We start from the raw sequence: 16,024 nt of genomic DNA, 5'->3' as shown, positions 1-16,024 counted from the left end.
GGTCAGCGGCTCAGGCGCCATGATCTGGCCGGTCAACGGCGTCGTCACCTCGCCTTACGGCTATCGGACCCATCCGATCTTCGGGACGACGATCTATCACAGCGGCATCGATATCGGCGTCGACTACGGGACGCCCGTCCACGCAGCCGACGGCGGTGTCGTCGTCGAAGCCGGCTGGATTAGCGGCTACGGCTATGCCGTCATCATCGACCACGGCAACGGCTTGTCGACCCTTTACGGCCACAATCAGGAACTGGCCGTCTCCGAAGGTCAGTCCGTCTCTCAGGGCCAGGTCATTGCCTACGCCGGTTCGACAGGCAACTCGACGGGCCCTCACGTCCACTTTGAAGTTCGTGCCAACGGCGATCCCGTCGACCCGTCGGCTTATTTGTAAGTGTTTTCACGGCAGTTTTGCCCCTTTCTCGCGGCCTTGATTTCCATAGAAGGAGATACCCATGAATAAACAAACTATACGCCGGGCTTGGGAAACCATTCGCCGGCCCCTGGCCTTCTTTTGCAGCGGTATGATCGTCATGATCCTGGCCGTCTTCGGTATGTTTTGGTACTATACGGGCCGAGGGACTGCCATGTTTGAATTTTTCCGCACCTTGGAAATCATCGAAAGCCATTATGCAGAAAATGTCGACCGCAGCGCCCTCTTTGACGGGGCTTTGAACGGCATGGTCAGCACCTTGGGGGATAAGCATTCGGTCTACCTCGGCGGCGAGTTGTATAAGGACTTTTCGGCCCAGATGAGCGGTACCTATGCCGGCATCGGCGTCTACATCGGCTCCACCGATGACGGCGTCCTCATCGCCGGGGTCATGGATGACAGTCCGGCAGCCGAAGCGGGACTCCAGCGCGGCGATATCTTGGTATCCATCGACGGGACGCCTGTCGACGGCAATAAGCTCGAAGACGTCTCCAAGCGTATCCGCGGCGCTGCCAATACCAGCGTCAACTTGGTCGTCCGCCGCGACGGAGAAGATAAGACCTTTACCGTCGAACGCCGTCAGATCCACGTCCCGACCGTGGCCGGCAAGATGATCGACGGTACCGATATCGGCTATATCCGCATTGCCGTCTTCGGCGAAGGAACGGCCGATGACTTTACGAAAGAATATACGAAACTTCGCGAACAGGGGATGAAGAAGATGATCCTCGATCTGCGCGACAACCCCGGCGGCATCGTCGAACAGGCCGTAGGCGTGGCCAGCAACTTCGTCCCGCCAAACAGCACCATCGTCTCCTATACGGAACAAGACGGCAAAGTCGACCAGTATACGGCCCAGGGGACGGAAGACCTCATTCCCCTCGTCGTCTTGGTCAATGAAAATTCGGCCAGTGCGTCGGAAATCATTGCCGGTGCCGTCCAAGACATGCAGCTCGGCCCCATCGTCGGTGTCAAGACCTACGGCAAGGGCACGGTCCAAGGCGTCTTCCCCTTAAGCCAGCAGTCGGCCGTCAAGGTCACCGTGGCTAAGTATCGGACGACCAATGGCCGTGAAATCGACGGAGTCGGCATTGAACCGGACGTCGTCGTACCCCTTACGCCGTCGGATCCGACAGATACCCAGTTTGAAAAGGCCTTGGAAATTATCAAGGAAAAATGACTTTACAGATTGGCAAATATGATTTAAAATCTTATCGTAAAGAGTCTCATGACTTTTTCGTACCCTTTTCCTTTTCTTATAAGGAGTAGGGCGGTTAATTTTGATATTGATGGACAGATAGACAGGAGACATGGTATATGTATGCTGTGTCTCTTTCTATATCCCCATGTATTTTCATATGAGGTGACCTATGTTTATAGACAGAGCAAGAATTTTTGTACAGTCCGGCAAGGGCGGCGACGGCATGAGCAGTTTCCGCCATGAAAAGTTCGTCCCCAAGGGCGGACCGAACGGCGGTGACGGCGGCCAGGGCGGCAACGTCGTCCTCGTGGCGGACCGCAATGTCAACACCCTCGTCGACTTCCGTTTTCGCCGCCTGTTCAAGGCCAAGCCCGGCGGAAAGGGCGAAGGCAGCAATAAGTACGGCAGAAACGCCGAAGACTTATTGATCACCGTTCCTTTGGGAACGATCGTAAAAGATGAAGAATCGGGTCAGGTCATGGCCGACTTGTCGCGGGACGGCCAGCAGGCCATCGTCGCCAAGGGCGGCCGCGGCGGTCGGGGCAACTGGCATTTCAGAACGAGCGCCAACCGGACGCCGACCTTTGCCGAACGGGGCGAACCGGGGGAAGAACGGTGGCTGCGTTTGGAACTGAAGGTCTTGGCCGACGTCGGCCTCTTGGGCTATCCCAGCGTCGGCAAGTCGAGCATCCTGCGGAAAGTTTCGGCAGCCCAGCCGGAAGTAGCAGCCTATCACTTTACGACCCTCAACCCGATCCTCGGCGTCGTCGACCTGCCGGATCACCGCAGCTTCGTCATGGCCGACATTCCCGGCCTCATCGACGGAGCCAGTGAAGGCGTCGGTCTCGGTCACGACTTCCTGCGCCACATCGAACGGACGAAGATCCTCATTCACGTCCTCGACGTATCGGGCATGGAAGGCCGCGACCCCATCGACGACTATGAAAAGATCAACGCCGAACTTGCCAAATACAGCGAAAAACTGTCGCGCAAGCTCCAAATCGTAGCGGCCAATAAGATCGACCTCTTAGATGAAGATTCAGACAACCTCGAGCGCCTCATGGATTATATGGCGGCGAAGGGCATCGAAGTCTATCCCATTTGCGCCGTAAGCGGCGACGGCATGGACAAACTCTTAGAACGGGTCTGGACCCTCCTTGAAGAATACGTCGAAGAAGCCGACGAAACGACGGAAGAAGTCGTCTATAAGGCAGAGAACAAGCCGGACTTTGAAGTGACCCGCGATACGGACGGGGCCTTCGTCATCACCGGCGCCCGCATCGAAAACCTGGTCGCCATGACCAACTTCGACGACGACCAGTCCCTGCGCCGTTTCCAGCGTATCTGGCGCTATATGGAACTCGATAAGCTCCTCCAGGAACACGGCATCCAGGACGGCAATACGGTCCGCATTTACGCCATGGAATTTGAATATCACAAATAAAGGGAGACGTTATGAATAATAAAGACAGACAGCAGTTACGGGGGATGGCCAGCCTCATGCCGGCCGTCGTCCAAATCGGAAAGGACGGCTTAAGCGACGCCGTCATCGACAGTGCCAGAGCGGCCATTACGGCGCGGGAACTGATTAAGGCCCACGTCCTCAACAACGCCAACCTTCCGACGAAGGAAACGATGGAAGACTTGGCCGACATGCTCGGTGCCGAACTGATTCAGGTCATCGGCCACTACGGCATCTTATTTAAGAAGAAAGACAAGAAATCGAAATACGAATTTATTAAAGACTAGGACGTGAGGCATGGTGAACAGCAGACGCAGGGATTTTGACCACAAGAAGCGCATCGTCGTCAAGGTCGGATCCAGTACGATTTCCCATGGGACGGGCAAATTGAACTACCGCCGCATGGAGCATTTAGTACGAGAATTGGCAGATTTGCAGAATCAGGGAAAGGAAATGATCTTGGTCAGCTCCGGGGCGACCAATGCCGGTATGGCACCGCTCAACCTCGATCAAAGGCCGAAGTCGATTCGGGAAAAACAAGCCTTAGCCGCCGTCGGACAGGGCGTCCTCATGCATACGTATGAACGGCTGTTCCGCGAATACGGCCAAGTCGTCGGCCAGGTTCTCCTGACCCGCATGGACTCACAGGACCGCAGCAAATTCATGCACTCGCGAAATGCCCTCCTGACTATGATCGACATGGGCATCATTCCCATCATCAATGAAAACGACGTCGTCGCCGTCGATGAGTATAAAATCGGTGACAACGACACCCTGTCGGCCATGGTCAGCGGCCTCGTCGACGCCAATCTCTTGATCCTCTTATCGGACATCGACGGCCTCTATACGGACAATCCCCGAACCCATGCCGATGCGAAAATCATTTCCTACGTCGATAATATCGATAAGCATATCTACGACATCGCCGGTGACGCCGGATCCTCCATGGGGACGGGCGGCATGTATACCAAAATCCAGGCCGCGGCCATCGCTACCGCTGCCGACGTCGACATGGTCATCGCCTCGGGGAGCGAAGACGACATCGTCAGCCGCATCTGTGCCGGAGAAGACGTGGGGACCTTGTTTAAAGCGAAAGAAACGCCGCTCCACTCGAAGAAGCGCTGGCTCGTTTCGGGCAGCAAGGCGACGGGAAAACTCCTCGTCGACAAGGGCTGCCGCGACGCCATCCTCGACAAGGGGTCGAGCCTGTTGCCTGTTGGCATCATCGGGGTCGAAGGCTTCTTTGAAGAAGGGGACATCGTCAGCGTCGTCTACGACGGATTGACCATTGCCAAGGGCATTTCCAACTACGGCAGCGTCCACATCAACGCCATCAAAGGCCGACGATCGGCGGATATCGCCGACATTCTCGGCCACAACGGCATCTTTGACGAAGTCATCCACCGCGATAACCTGGTCGTCATGTATTAGAAAGGGGTTTTTCCCATGATATCTGAAGTATACCGCAAGGGCCGCGATGCCAAAGACGCGTCGTACGTCCTGCAAACGGCCGGGACCGACGTCAAGAATAAGGCCCTGGCTTATATCGCTGAGGCCCTCTTGACCCATTGCGAGGACATCCTGTCGGCCAACGCCGAAGATGTGAAGCGGGCTGAGGAAAAGGGGATGGCGCCGGCCATGGTCGACCGCCTGACCTTGACCAAAGAACGGATTGCCGCCATGGCAGAAGGCGTTCGCCAGGTCATCGACCTTCCCGACCCGTCCGGCGTCGTCCTCGATGAATTCCGCCGTCCCAACGGCCTTTTCATCCAGAAGGTCAGCGTCCCCTTAGGGGTCATTGCCATCATCTTCGAATCGCGGCCCAACGTCACCGTCGACGCAGCGGCCCTTTGCATCAAATCGGGCAACGCCTGCGTCCTTCGCGGCGGCAGTGAAGCCATCGCTTCCAATACGGCCTTGACCGCCGTCATCCGGGAAGGGCTGAAAGCAGCCGGCCTTCCGGAAAACAGCGTCAACATCCTTGAAAATACCGACCGGGCCCTGGTCAAAGAACTCCTTACCTTACGGGGCTTCATCGATTTGGCCATTCCCCGCGGCGGCGCCGGCCTCATTCGCATGGTCGTCGATACGGCTACCGTTCCCTGCATCGAAACGGGAAGCGGCGTCTGCCACGTCTACGTCGATAAGGATGCCGATCTTTCCATGGCCGTCAAGATCGTCGAAAACGCCAAGGTATCGCGGCCGTCGACGTGCAACGCCATGGAAACCCTCTTGGTCCACCGCGACGTAGCCAGGGAATTTTTAGAAATGTTAGCGCCGGTCATGGATTCCGATGCCGTCGAGCTCCGCGGCGACGATGAAGCCCGGGCCGTCCGTGCCATGAAGGCCGCCGATGACGACGACTGGGCGACGGAATATAACAGCCTCATCATGTCCGTTAAAGTCGTCGGCTCTCTCGACGAAGCCCTGAATCACATCCGCCGCTTCAGCACCCATCATTCGGAAGCCATCGTCACAGGAAATCCGGACACGGCGAAAGCCTTCCAGAAGGCCGTCGATTCGGCTGCCGTCTACGTCAATGCCTCGACGCGCTTTACGGACGGCTTTGAATTCGGCTTTGGCGCCGAAATCGGCATCAGCACACAGAAACTGCACGTCCGCGGCCCCATGGGCCTTACTGCTTTGGTCTCGTATAAATACCTCATCGACGGCCAGGGCCAGATCCGCTGATGCTGCGCTTCCTTCGCGGTTACGGGCGGACCCTTCGCCAATATGCCGCCTCACCGAAGACCCGTTTTGAATACCGACACTATGCCAAGTTTTTATTGCTTTATGCGTTAGCCGTAGCTATCGCCTGGGGAGGAATCTATTTGTACCATGGAAATCACTAGGCTCGGCGTCATGGGAGGGACCTTTAATCCCATCCACTTAGGACACCTCATGATCGCCGAAGAAGCGCGCCAGGCCTTTCACCTGAAGAAGGTCCTGTTCGTGCCGTCGTACATTACACCCAATAAGGATGTCTGCGGTGCGACAGCCGAGCAGCGATTGGCCATGACGCGACTGGCTACGGCCGATAACCCGTACTTTACCGTCAGCGATATGGAGATGCGCCGCCGGGGCAATTCCTATACGGTCGATACGCTGCGGCTTTTAAAAGAAATATACGGCCCGTCGCACAGCCTGTATTTCATCTCGGGGACCGATACGATCCACGACCTGCACAACTGGAACAATCCGGAAGAAATCCTCAGCCTGTGCCAGTTTATCGGTGCGACCCGGCCGGACGGCTCGGAACAGATCGATTCCATCATCTCGTCCTTTGGCGAGCTGGGAAAAAACATCCTCAAACTGCCCGTGCCGACCATGGAAATCTCTTCGACAGAACTCCGGCGCCGCATCCGCCTGGGCCTGTCCGTCCGCTATATGATGCCTTCGGCAGTCGTCGAATACATCAGAAAAAATGGAGTATATCAATGTACAACGAAGAATTCAAAGATGCCATTAAAGCAGATTTAAAAAAATCCCTGACGCCCAGTCGCTATACCCATGTCCTCGGCGTGGCCACAGCGGCCCGGCACTTAGCCGGCCTCTACGGCAGTGATGCCGATGCGGCAGAAGTAGCTGCCCTCCTTCATGATGCGGCGAAACAAAAGCCCCTCGAAGAGATGCAGGCCTTAGCCGGCCGCTCCTTTACGGATCTTCCGGCGCCCGTCTTTAACATCGGCAGCCTCCTCCACGGCTATGCCGCCGTGACCCTGGCCCGGGAACAGTACGGCATTGACGATCCCGATATCCTCTCGGCCATTGCCCATCATACGACGGGGGCCGAAACCATGGGGAAGCTCGAAAAGATCATCTTCATGGCCGACTATATCGAAGTGAACCGCGACTTTGACGGCGTCGAAGCGCTGCGTCAGGCCGCCGAACGGGACCTCGACGAAGCCGTCCTCTTAGGCTACGATTCGACGATCCGCCACCTCCTCGATCAGAAGAAACCGATTTTCATCGGTACGGTCGTCAACCGCAACGCCCACATCAGCGCCATGATGAAAGCGGCAGCGAGGAAGGCCGGCCGATGACACGAGAAAAGAGAAGAAGAATCTTAAACCGCATTTTAGCCGTCGTCGCCGCCGTGGCGATTTTCCTGGCCTGCCGCTCGGCCTATGTTCATTTCACCAGTCCCGAAACGCAGCCCGAAGGGCCCGATACGACGCCGGCCGGCAGCAACGACTTCGTCCAGACCAGTCCCGATAAGCCGCTCTACGTCCTGCTCATCGGTACGGACGGAGAAAATCCCCAGCAGGCCAACTTCGTCGGCGTCGCCGCCATCAACAAGGACAAGAAGCACATCGACCTCATCATGCTGCCCGACGATACGAAGATCGAAGGGCGCAAGGAAAAGGGGATACAAGAACTGCAGGACGTCTACACCGAAGGCGGCATCAGCCTGGTGCGGGCCGTCGTGGAAGACATTTTCCACATTCCCATTCCCTACTACGCAGCCTTTACGCCGGAATCCTTCGCCAAGATGATCGATATGAACGGCGGCGTGCCCCTGTACGTCGAAAAGAACATGTACCACGGCGATGCAGCCGGCGAAACGGACATCAACATCTTCCAGGGCTACCAGACCCTCGACGGCAAGGACGCCACGGGGTATATGCGCTACCTCGACAGCAACGGCTACGTGTCGCGGACCCAGCGCCAGGAACGGTTCATCAAGAACTTCTACGCAGACCGGCAAAAGGACTTCGGCCTGAGCAACGCCTTCTTCATGTACCGCCTGTGGCACAACGTCGATTCCAATATCCCGGCTAAGGACATGGCCGAACTGGCCTTTGACTTCCGCAACGTCACGGCCGACAACATCAACTTCTATATCCTGCCCGGCGAAATGGCTCCGGGCGGTAAGAACAGCGACAATAAATATTACTGGACCTACGACCCGGTCGAAGTCCAAAAAGTCATCGGTCGGACGAACAACGCCATCTCGGCAGCGCCCAAGCCTGATGATACCTAACCTTACATTCGTATAAAAAAGGAGACTTTTCATATATGCCAATTACCATGAAACCCGCCAACGCGGAACCGATGAAAGAATTATCCCCTTATGAAATCGTCTGCGCCGCAGCCGACGACAAGAAAGCCTGGGACATCACCGTCCTCGACATCAAGGAGTCGTCCCTCATGGCCGACTACTTCGTCATCTGCAGTGCCCGCAACAACCGCCAGACCCAGAGTATTGCCGACAACATTGAAGAACAGATGGAACAGAAGGGCTATCCCATCCTCCACGTCGAAGGCTACCGTGAAGGCAAGTGGATCCTCATCGACGCCGGTGAAGTCATTGCCCACGTCTTCGTCGAACAGGAACGCCAGTACTACGATCTGGAAAACTTGTGGGCCGACGCACCGCGAATCGACTATGAAGGTGAATAATATGACGACACTTCAAGAAAACAGTATTGCTACCCTCGAAGTCCTGCGCCAAAGCGAAATGGGTGCCTTTTTGGACGGTGGCACGGGCAATACCAACGACGACATCCTCCTCCATATCAATCAGCAGACGGAAGAGGTCCATATCGGCGATGCCGTGACGGTATTCCTGTACCACGACCCGTCGGGACGCCTGACGGCCTCCATGCGCCTGCCCAAGATTAAGATCGGTCAGATCGGCTATGCACCGGTCATCAATACGACTCGCTTCGGCGCCTTCGTCGACGTCGGTACCGAACGCGGCATCTTCATGCCCTTTGCTGAAATGAAAGGCCGCCCCAAAGAAGGGGAATACGTCTGGGTCAAGCTCTATGAAGACAAGTCCCACCGCCTGGCCGTGTCGATGGAAGTCGAAGATGAAATGCGCCGGGCGTCGAGAGCGGCGACGGACGCCAAGGTCGGCGACTGGGTCGAAGGGGCCATTTACAACATGACCGACCAAGGGGCCTACCTCATGACCCGCGAACGATGGATCGCCTTTTTGCACCGCAGCGAATTCAACGGACCCATCCTCATCGGACAGATGATAAAGGGCCGGATCACCTTCCTGCGCGAAGACGGGCGCATCAATATTTCCCTGCGCCAGACGAAAGAAAATGCCATCAACCCCGATGCCGAGAAGATCTTGCAGTTCCTCGAACAGCGCAAGGGCAAGATGCCCTATGGCGACAAGACGGCACCGGCCGTCATCAAGGCCAAATTCGGCCTCAGCAAGGCTGCTTTTAAACGGGCCTTGGGCCATCTCATGAAAGAACAGAAAGTCCGCCAGGAAGAAGGCTGGACCTATTTAGAAACGGAAAGTGAAACGAAATAGATGAGAAGCTCCCCATTGCGCGGGAGCTTTTCTGTCGTTTCGGGCCTTTTTGACGGAGTGGGGAAGAAGGTGTACAGAAAAAAACAAATCTGTCCTATTTACAGAAGAGGTAATATACTCTAAAATAGAGTACAGATTAATCATAACCATACATTGGCCAATGTGTGAATTCTGTACCCGTGAGGAGGATTTCACATGCATTCATCATCTATGGAACAAAAGGCACCGGTTTTTTCGGCTGCCAATCTCTGTTATGCTGCCGTCTTAACGGCCCTGGTCTTTATCCTGACTTTCGTACCGCGCATCCCCATTCCCTTGGGCTATGCCCATCTCGGCGATGCCGTCATCTTTGCGTCTGTCCTGTTCAGTTCGCGCCGTCAGGCGGCGGCTGCAGCTTCCATCGGTTCGGCCTTGTCGGACCTTATCGGCGGGTTTCCTATCTGGATCGTGCCGACCCTGATCATTAAATTCGTCATGGTCGAAGCCGTCTTTTGGGTCGTCCGCCCCGATAAGGAACCGTGGAAACTGACGTCCCTCAAGGTCTTTTTGGGCTTCCTCTTATCGGCCGTCTGGATGGTCGTTTCCTATACGGCAGCCGGCGGTCTCCTCTACGGCAGCTTAGAAGCCGGCCTTACCATGGTGCCCGGCCTCATCGGGGAAGGGATCGTCAACATGGCTGCTGCTTACGCCATCGCTGCTTGTTTCATGAGAGTCCCGTTCCGTGGTTATGGTTACAACCTGAAAAGATAAGGAATGATTCTCTATGCATCAAAAAAAGTTGGCCCTGGTCAATGACGTAACCGGCTACGGCCGCTGCAGCATCGCCGTGGCCCTGCCCATCGTGTCGGCCTTAAAGGTACAAGGCTGTATCCTGCCGACGGCGATCCTTTCCGTTCACACCGGCTTTCACGATTACTACCTCGACGACTATACGGACCGCATGACGCCTTATATCGACAGTTGGAAGAAAAATAAGCTGACCTTCGACGGCATCAGCACGGGTTTTCTCGGCTCGGTCCGTCAGATCGACATGGTCCTCGATTTCCTGCACGACTTCAAAGGACCGGATACGAAGGTCATCGTCGACCCCGTCATGGGAGACAATGGCCGCATCTATTCGTCTTATACCCAGGAAATGTGCGATGACATGCGGCGCCTTTTGGCCGATGCCGACGTCCTGACGCCGAACCTGACCGAAGCCTGCGAGCTCTTGGGAAGGCCTTACCGGTCCTCGAGCGACCTGTCTGACGATGACTTTTCCGATATGGCCAAGGCCTTGGCCGACAAGGGACCGCAGGGCGTCGTCCTGACCGGTATCCACCGCGGTTCGTACATTGGAAACTTCATTTACGATCACGGCCAAACGTCGTGGGTCAAGACGAAAAAAATCGGCAGCGACCGCAGCGGCACGGGCGACGTCTTCACGGCCATCGTCTCGGCCTCTGTCGTTCGCGGAGAAGGCCTTGAAGGAGCCGTACAGAAGGCGGCCGACTTCATCTGCAAGGTCATGGAATACACAGAGACCTTAGACCTTCCGCACAACGCCGGCCTTGCTTTTGAAGAATATTTGACGACATTACAATAAAAGGGGATAGCATCATGATCGTTTATACCGTAGTAGGACAAGGACAATACGTCGATTTAAAAGACGTCCGGGCATTACAGAAAGAAAGCCCGTGGAGCATGTACGTCAATCTGACCAATCGCTGCACCTGTTCGTGCACCTTCTGCCTGCGCTCGATGAAAAAGATGGCTGAAGACGAAACGCTGTGGCTGAAACAAGAACCGACCGTCGACGAAGTCAAAAAAGAACTCGACGGGGCCCCTTGGGACCGTATCAACGAAGTCGTCTTCTGTGGGTTCGGCGAACCGACGGAACGCCTGGAAGACTTAAAAACCCTTCTGGCGTATGTCAAAGAAAAGCACCCGACGGTCAAGACGCGGCTCAACACCAACGGCCTGTCCGACTTGGACTACGGCCGGCCGACGGCACCGGACTTTGGCGGCGGCATCCTCGATACCATTTCCATCAGCATGAACGCCTCCAACAAAGAACGGTATCTCGAACTGACGCGGAGCAAATTCGGCCTGCCGTCCTTCGATGCCATGCTGAACTTTGCCGTCAGCTGCAAACAGTACGTGAAAAACGTCGTCCTCACCGTCGTCGATAAAGTCGAAGACAGTGAAGAAATCAAAAAATGCCGGGCCATCTGTGACGACCTGGGGCTGACCTTACGCGTTCGGGTCTACGAAGATAAATAGAGAATACGACCATCATATAAAAAGCTGTCTCGTCAGAGGCGGCTTTTTGGCGTATAGAAGCTATCCGATGGGTCCTATCGCGGAGTCCGGACGGAATGTTCACCCCATTTCGAGGGCGGTTCGCGGCACGGTACCGAAACACGACGAAGACGCAAAAAGAGCTCTTACAATCGATCATAAGTCCTTGCAGGGAAGCTTCGACCTCATGTTAGAAAGGTTTGACAACAAAAGCCGAAAAAAGTATACTAAAGAAAAGTCAAGGTAATATTGACCTTTGGAAAACCTATTTTAGGGTCAAAAACCGCCTAGGTTTGAAAATTTTTAAAACCGCGAAAAACGGCATAACCAAGCCGATAATCGCCATTGCCTGATTTTTATTTTTCACCCGGGTCAGCCAAAAAGGCGAAAAAAGCCGGAGGTTTGAAAAAATCGCCTGTGAGCCCAGTCTGGGAGCGGGTACTGGGAGATAGGGTCGGCGTACCAAAATCCCCGTAAGGGGACTGAAACGTGCCGCAGTAGACCAACCATTTTAATGCCCGCAGCCAACGTCGGCGTACCAAAATCCCCGTAAGGGGACTGAAACATACCCGTGCCGTTCGCAAGGCGTAACTTAGTCTTTAGCCGCCGGCGTACCAAAATCCCCGGAGTTACATGGACTCCTTTTAGAAAAGGAGTTTGTGCCATAGGGGGACTGAAACGTTTCTTCTAAATCGTTTTGACGGAGGTTTGTTGACGCGTCGGCGAGCGCGTAAAATTGAAGATGGCATGAAAAAAAACGGTACCGGCATCGGTGAAGGATGTCTGGTACCGTTTTTGATGATGGGCGTCATGTTGTGGGAGTCTGACGACGGGCTGTGCCGTCTCTGTCAAGGGGGACATGAACCGGCGAACTTCCAGCCGAATTGGGGCTCGGGCTGACGTCTCGGAAGGGGACTACAGGGCTGCAGAAGGTTTGAGGCCCTTGTGCGTGCTCGGGCTCGTCTGATTCCTTCGGTCCTTGGACATGACGGACTCTTTGTGAGGATGAAGGAAATGAGAAAAATTCCTCTTTTCTCGATACCATAAGGTATCTGACTATATGAGTTTACAAAAAAACGACTTAGAGCTTGGTTTAAACTCTTAAGTCGCTTGGCATAAGCTGTTATCGATTTTACATTCACATTTTTTCGAGTTATATTTATTTAGATGAAATCTTTTTGGTAACATAAGGGCGGACCTGTAGGTTTTTCCCCCTGTCTCACATGGCTTCGATGATCGGATTATATGGAGAGGCCATCCCTTGGTGAAACGGAATAAAAAAGAGCGACTTCGTATTCTATGAAGACCGGCGTCGTGATACAATAGCAGGAGATACGTACTATGGACGCGGACGTACGGGTCCGCGCGAAAAGGAGCATGATCATGAAGATAGAGTATATGTTGGCCGATCCCAGCGGCAATAAGACGATTTTGGTGCTGACGCCGGTCCCTAAGGAAGAACACAGTACCCTGGCGGCGGCCTTACTGGCAAGGCCTGATATCGATGCCGAGCAGGTCGGCTATGTGACCTGTATGGAAGGCAAACCCCTTCGCGTCGATATGATGGGCGGCGAATTTTGCGGCAATGCTTCGCGGGCAGCGGCGGCCTACGCCTTGTCCTGCGAGGGGAAGGATCAGGGCGTCTACGGCGTATCCTGTTCGGGCTGCGACGAAATCCTGCCGGTCAAGGTCAATCATACGGGAGGCCAGGACTATGAGGCCTTTATCGAAATGCCCTATCCTGACGACGTCAGCGGTATTTTGGTAGACGTCGGCGGGGTGCCGGCTCGTTTCTTCCGCGTCGACCTGCCGGGGATTACGCACTTTGTCCACTTCGTCGAGACCTTTGAAGGTCTTGATAAGGACGTCTATTGGCAGGCCTTGAAAGACTACGTCGACGGCGAAGATTTCCCGGCGTACGGCCTCATCCTCTGCGACACTAAAACGCAGGAGATGATTCCTGCCGTCTACGTCAGCCGGACGGATACCCTCTACTGGGAAAACAGCTGCGGCAGCGGATCGGCAGCCGTCGCAGCAGCGCTTGCCTGTACGACGCGCAAACGGGTGGCCGCTTATATGAAGCAGCCCGGCGGCACCATTGCCATTGCAGCCAGTGTCGATGACGACGGCAATCTGCAGCAGATTTTTATGGGCGGTTCGGTAAAACTCGGTCCTCGTCAAAGCCTGGAATGAGGGCGCAGCCTTGTCTTTTGCCATGGGGCAGGCTTATGCCGAAAAAATACTTGACTATTTGACTTTTTGCGGTATGATAGTGATGTGAAGGTACCTCAGATGCCACTGACGGTACGGAAAACGGATACAAAGGAGTGTTTTTACCATGGCAAAAGAAACCCATGAATTTCAAGCTGAAACGAAGCAGTTATTGGACCTGATGGTCCACTCTATTTATACAAATCATGAGATTTTCCTGCGGGAACTCATTTCTAACGCCTCCGATGCGATCGATAAGCTCCATTATCAGTCCCTCACTAACGGCGATCTCCTCGAAGGGGACACGGGCTTTGAAATCCACCTGACGCCCGATGCCGACGGCCATACTCTGACCATTTCCGATAACGGCCTGGGCATGGACAAGCAGGATTTGATGGACAACCTCGGCACCATTGCCCAGTCGGGGACGAAAGCCTTCCTCGAAAAGCTGAAGGAATCCCAGGACGGCGGCGATACGAATAAGGACCTCATCGGCCAGTTCGGCGTCGGCTTCTATTCGGCCTTCATGGTCGCCGATACGGTTACTGTCGTCACCCGCAAGGCCGGCGAAGCTCAGGCTTACAAGTGGGAATCGACGGGAAGCGGCGAATACACCCTCGAAGAATGCCAGAAACCGAAGCACGGGACGACGATCATCCTCCATTTGAACAGTGACTTCTACGGCGACAGCAGCGAAGAAAACTACACCGATCAGATGACACTCCAGAGCCTGGTCAAGAAGTATTCCGACTACATCCGCTACCCGATCACCATGGACTTTACGACCAAGGAAAAGCCAAAGGATGCCGACGGCAAGACCATCGAAGATGCGCCGGAAGAAGAACATACGGAAACGCGGACCTTAAACTCCATGCAGCCCTTGTGGACGCGGAATAAATCGGATATCAAACCGGAAGAATACCACGAATTTTTCCAGCATCAGTTCTATGAATGGGACGAACCGATGGACATCTTCCACAACCGTGCCGAAGGTGCCGTCGATTACACGGCCCTCTTGTTCATCCCGGGCAAGGCCCCGTTCAACCTCTACTATGCCGACTATGAACCGGGCATCCAGCTCTATTCGCGGCATATCTTCATCATGGATAAATGCAAGGACCTCCTGCCGGACTACCTGCGCTTCGTCAAAGGCCTCGTCGATTCGCCGGATCTGTCCCTCAACATTTCCCGTGAACTGCTGCAAAAGAGCCGTGAACTGAACCTCATCGGCCGCAACCTGGAAAAGACGATTTTGAAATCCCTCAAACGGGACCTCGAAAAGAACCGTGAAAAGTATGAAAAGTTCTGGGCCGAATACGGCAAATCCCTGAAAATCGGCGTCTACAGCGGCATGATGACCGGTGAAAACAACGTCGAAAAACTGAAGGACCTCTTGTTGTTCATGTCCTCGAAAGACGGAAAACTCCGTACCATCAAGGAATACGTCGACAATATGAAAGACGGCCAGCAGAAGATCTATTACGCAACGGGCAAGGATAAGGAAGCCATCGAAGGCCTGCCCCAGATGGAACTCCTCCGCGACCGGGACATCGAAGTCCTGTACATGACCGATCCCGTCGATGAATTTGCCGTCGAAGCCATCGGCGAATACGAAGGCCACCGTTTCCATTCCGTCAGCCGCGGAGATTTGGACCTCGAAGACGATGCCTTTAAGGCCGAAAAGAAGAAGAACGAAGACCTCGCTAAGGACAATGAAGGCCTCCTCGCGGATATGAAGAGCCTCTTAGGCGATAAGGTCGCCGACGTCCGCCTGTCGAACCGCTTAAAGAGCGGCGCCGTTTGCCTCGTTGCCGATGCGGCCGGTCCGTCCCTTGCCATGGAACAGGCCTTTGCTGCCGCCAACAACCCCATGTTCAAGGCGCGCCGCATCTTGGAAATCAACCCGGATCACGAATTGTTCGGGAAATTAGCCGCCGTCCATCAGGCCGGCAAGGACACGGCCGATTTCAAGGATTACTGCCACCTGCTCTACGATCAGGCCCTCCTTCTCGAAGGCATCATGCCCGATGATCCTGTGGCCTTTGCCAATAAAGTCGCCTCGCTCATGGCGAAATAAGGCCGGGGTCAATAAAAAAGCTGTCTAACTAAAACGGCCGCTGTCGTCAGATTTAAATCTCTTGATGACAGCGGTTGTCTTTTTAT

The 16,024-nt window shown here is 54.8% G+C and carries 17 protein-coding genes; all 17 read left to right on the top strand.

The features are described from left to right. A partial coding sequence (locus TX77_RS01560) for a M23 family metallopeptidase (protein WP_154651843.1) occupies positions 1–394 on the top strand: 394 nt, incomplete at its 5' end. A 61-nt stretch (positions 395–455) separates the two neighbouring features. After that, positions 456–1,613: a S41 family peptidase gene (locus TX77_RS01555; protein WP_044503080.1), complete on the top strand. Its 1,158-nt coding sequence runs from the start codon at positions 456–458 to the stop codon at positions 1,611–1,613. A 190-nt stretch (positions 1,614–1,803) separates the two neighbouring features. Beyond that, on the top strand, positions 1,804–3,078 hold the full coding sequence (obgE, locus tag TX77_RS01550) for a GTPase ObgE (RefSeq protein ID WP_044503079.1): 1,275 nt from the start codon (positions 1,804–1,806) through the stop codon (positions 3,076–3,078). Positions 3,079–3,089: 11 nt separating this feature from the next. Beyond that, positions 3,090–3,383, top strand: a complete 294-nt coding sequence (locus TX77_RS01545) for a YhbY family RNA-binding protein (protein WP_044503078.1) — start codon at positions 3,090–3,092, stop codon at positions 3,381–3,383. Positions 3,384–3,393: 10 nt separating this feature from the next. Next, positions 3,394–4,527: a glutamate 5-kinase gene (proB, locus tag TX77_RS01540; protein WP_176698834.1), complete on the top strand. Its 1,134-nt coding sequence runs from the start codon at positions 3,394–3,396 to the stop codon at positions 4,525–4,527. A 15-nt stretch (positions 4,528–4,542) separates the two neighbouring features. Continuing rightward, the gene (locus TX77_RS01535; protein WP_044503077.1) at positions 4,543–5,787 is read left to right on the top strand and encodes a glutamate-5-semialdehyde dehydrogenase; all 1,245 of its coding nucleotides are present in this window, start codon (positions 4,543–4,545) and stop codon (positions 5,785–5,787) included. 147 nt (positions 5,788–5,934) lie between these two features. After that, positions 5,935–6,576, top strand: a complete 642-nt coding sequence (nadD, locus tag TX77_RS01530; RefSeq protein WP_044503076.1) for a nicotinate-nucleotide adenylyltransferase — start codon at positions 5,935–5,937, stop codon at positions 6,574–6,576. Beyond that, a complete protein-coding gene (gene yqeK, locus TX77_RS01525) occupies positions 6,534–7,139 on the top strand; it encodes a bis(5'-nucleosyl)-tetraphosphatase (symmetrical) YqeK (protein WP_044503075.1) in 606 nt (201 codons plus the stop codon). Before nadD ends, yqeK begins: the two co-directional genes overlap by 43 nt. Then, a complete protein-coding gene (locus tag TX77_RS01520; protein WP_044503074.1) occupies positions 7,136–8,080 on the top strand; it encodes an LCP family protein in 945 nt (314 codons plus the stop codon). The genes yqeK and TX77_RS01520 overlap by 4 nt, the downstream gene beginning before the upstream one ends. A 35-nt stretch (positions 8,081–8,115) precedes the next feature. Next, positions 8,116–8,499, top strand: a complete 384-nt coding sequence (gene rsfS, locus TX77_RS01515) for a ribosome silencing factor (RefSeq protein WP_044503073.1) — start codon at positions 8,116–8,118, stop codon at positions 8,497–8,499. 1 nt (position 8,500) lies between these two features. Further along, positions 8,501–9,370, top strand: coding sequence for a CvfB family protein (locus TX77_RS01510; protein WP_044503072.1), 870 nt, complete (start codon positions 8,501–8,503; stop codon positions 9,368–9,370). Positions 9,371–9,565: 195 nt separating this feature from the next. Continuing rightward, complete coding sequence (locus TX77_RS01505; RefSeq protein ID WP_044503071.1) at positions 9,566–10,120, top strand: ECF transporter S component; 555 nt, start codon at positions 9,566–9,568, stop codon at positions 10,118–10,120. Between the two features lie 13 nt (positions 10,121–10,133). Further along, a complete protein-coding gene (locus TX77_RS01500) occupies positions 10,134–10,955 on the top strand; it encodes a pyridoxamine kinase (protein WP_044503070.1) in 822 nt (273 codons plus the stop codon). 14 nt (positions 10,956–10,969) lie between these two features. After that, the gene (locus TX77_RS01495; protein WP_195891149.1) at positions 10,970–11,632 is read left to right on the top strand and encodes a TatD family nuclease-associated radical SAM protein; all 663 of its coding nucleotides are present in this window, start codon (positions 10,970–10,972) and stop codon (positions 11,630–11,632) included. 765 nt (positions 11,633–12,397) lie between these two features. Continuing rightward, the gene (locus tag TX77_RS01485) at positions 12,398–12,550 is read left to right on the top strand and encodes a hypothetical protein (RefSeq protein ID WP_154651836.1); all 153 of its coding nucleotides are present in this window, start codon (positions 12,398–12,400) and stop codon (positions 12,548–12,550) included. A 441-nt stretch (positions 12,551–12,991) separates the two neighbouring features. Continuing rightward, complete coding sequence (locus tag TX77_RS01480; protein ID WP_230197996.1) at positions 12,992–13,843, top strand: histidine racemase CntK family protein; 852 nt, start codon at positions 12,992–12,994, stop codon at positions 13,841–13,843. Positions 13,844–13,988: 145 nt separating this feature from the next. Then, positions 13,989–15,938 (top strand): molecular chaperone HtpG, encoded by a 1,950-nt coding sequence (gene htpG / locus TX77_RS01475; protein WP_044503067.1) that lies wholly within the window; start codon positions 13,989–13,991, stop codon positions 15,936–15,938. Positions 15,939–16,024: the final 86 nt, after the last annotated feature.

Source organism: Megasphaera massiliensis (assembly GCF_000455225.1).
Taxonomy (GTDB): Bacteria; Bacillota; Negativicutes; order Veillonellales; family Megasphaeraceae; genus Megasphaera; species Megasphaera massiliensis.
The sequence above is the reverse complement of the archived record's forward strand: the minus strand, read 5'-3'. Positions and strand labels throughout refer to the sequence as shown.

Coding starts and splice junctions, on each gene's coding strand:
- TX77_RS01555 (WP_044503080.1), top strand. CDS start 456: ATGAATAAACAAACTATACGCCGGGCTTGGGAAACCATTCGCCGGCCC.
- obgE (WP_044503079.1), top strand. CDS start 1,804: ATGTTTATAGACAGAGCAAGAATTTTTGTACAGTCCGGCAAGGGCGGC.
- TX77_RS01545 (WP_044503078.1), top strand. CDS start 3,090: ATGAATAATAAAGACAGACAGCAGTTACGGGGGATGGCCAGCCTCATG.
- proB (WP_176698834.1), top strand. CDS start 3,394: ATGGTGAACAGCAGACGCAGGGATTTTGACCACAAGAAGCGCATCGTC.
- TX77_RS01535 (WP_044503077.1), top strand. CDS start 4,543: ATGATATCTGAAGTATACCGCAAGGGCCGCGATGCCAAAGACGCGTCG.
- nadD (WP_044503076.1), top strand. CDS start 5,935: ATGGAAATCACTAGGCTCGGCGTCATGGGAGGGACCTTTAATCCCATC.
- yqeK (WP_044503075.1), top strand. CDS start 6,534: ATGTACAACGAAGAATTCAAAGATGCCATTAAAGCAGATTTAAAAAAA.
- TX77_RS01520 (WP_044503074.1), top strand. CDS start 7,136: ATGACACGAGAAAAGAGAAGAAGAATCTTAAACCGCATTTTAGCCGTC.
- rsfS (WP_044503073.1), top strand. CDS start 8,116: ATGCCAATTACCATGAAACCCGCCAACGCGGAACCGATGAAAGAATTA.
- TX77_RS01510 (WP_044503072.1), top strand. CDS start 8,501: ATGACGACACTTCAAGAAAACAGTATTGCTACCCTCGAAGTCCTGCGC.
- TX77_RS01505 (WP_044503071.1), top strand. CDS start 9,566: ATGCATTCATCATCTATGGAACAAAAGGCACCGGTTTTTTCGGCTGCC.
- TX77_RS01500 (WP_044503070.1), top strand. CDS start 10,134: ATGCATCAAAAAAAGTTGGCCCTGGTCAATGACGTAACCGGCTACGGC.
- TX77_RS01495 (WP_195891149.1), top strand. CDS start 10,970: ATGATCGTTTATACCGTAGTAGGACAAGGACAATACGTCGATTTAAAA.
- TX77_RS01485 (WP_154651836.1), top strand. CDS start 12,398: ATGAAAAAAAACGGTACCGGCATCGGTGAAGGATGTCTGGTACCGTTT.
- TX77_RS01480 (WP_230197996.1), top strand. CDS start 12,992: ATGGACGCGGACGTACGGGTCCGCGCGAAAAGGAGCATGATCATGAAG.
- htpG (WP_044503067.1), top strand. CDS start 13,989: ATGGCAAAAGAAACCCATGAATTTCAAGCTGAAACGAAGCAGTTATTG.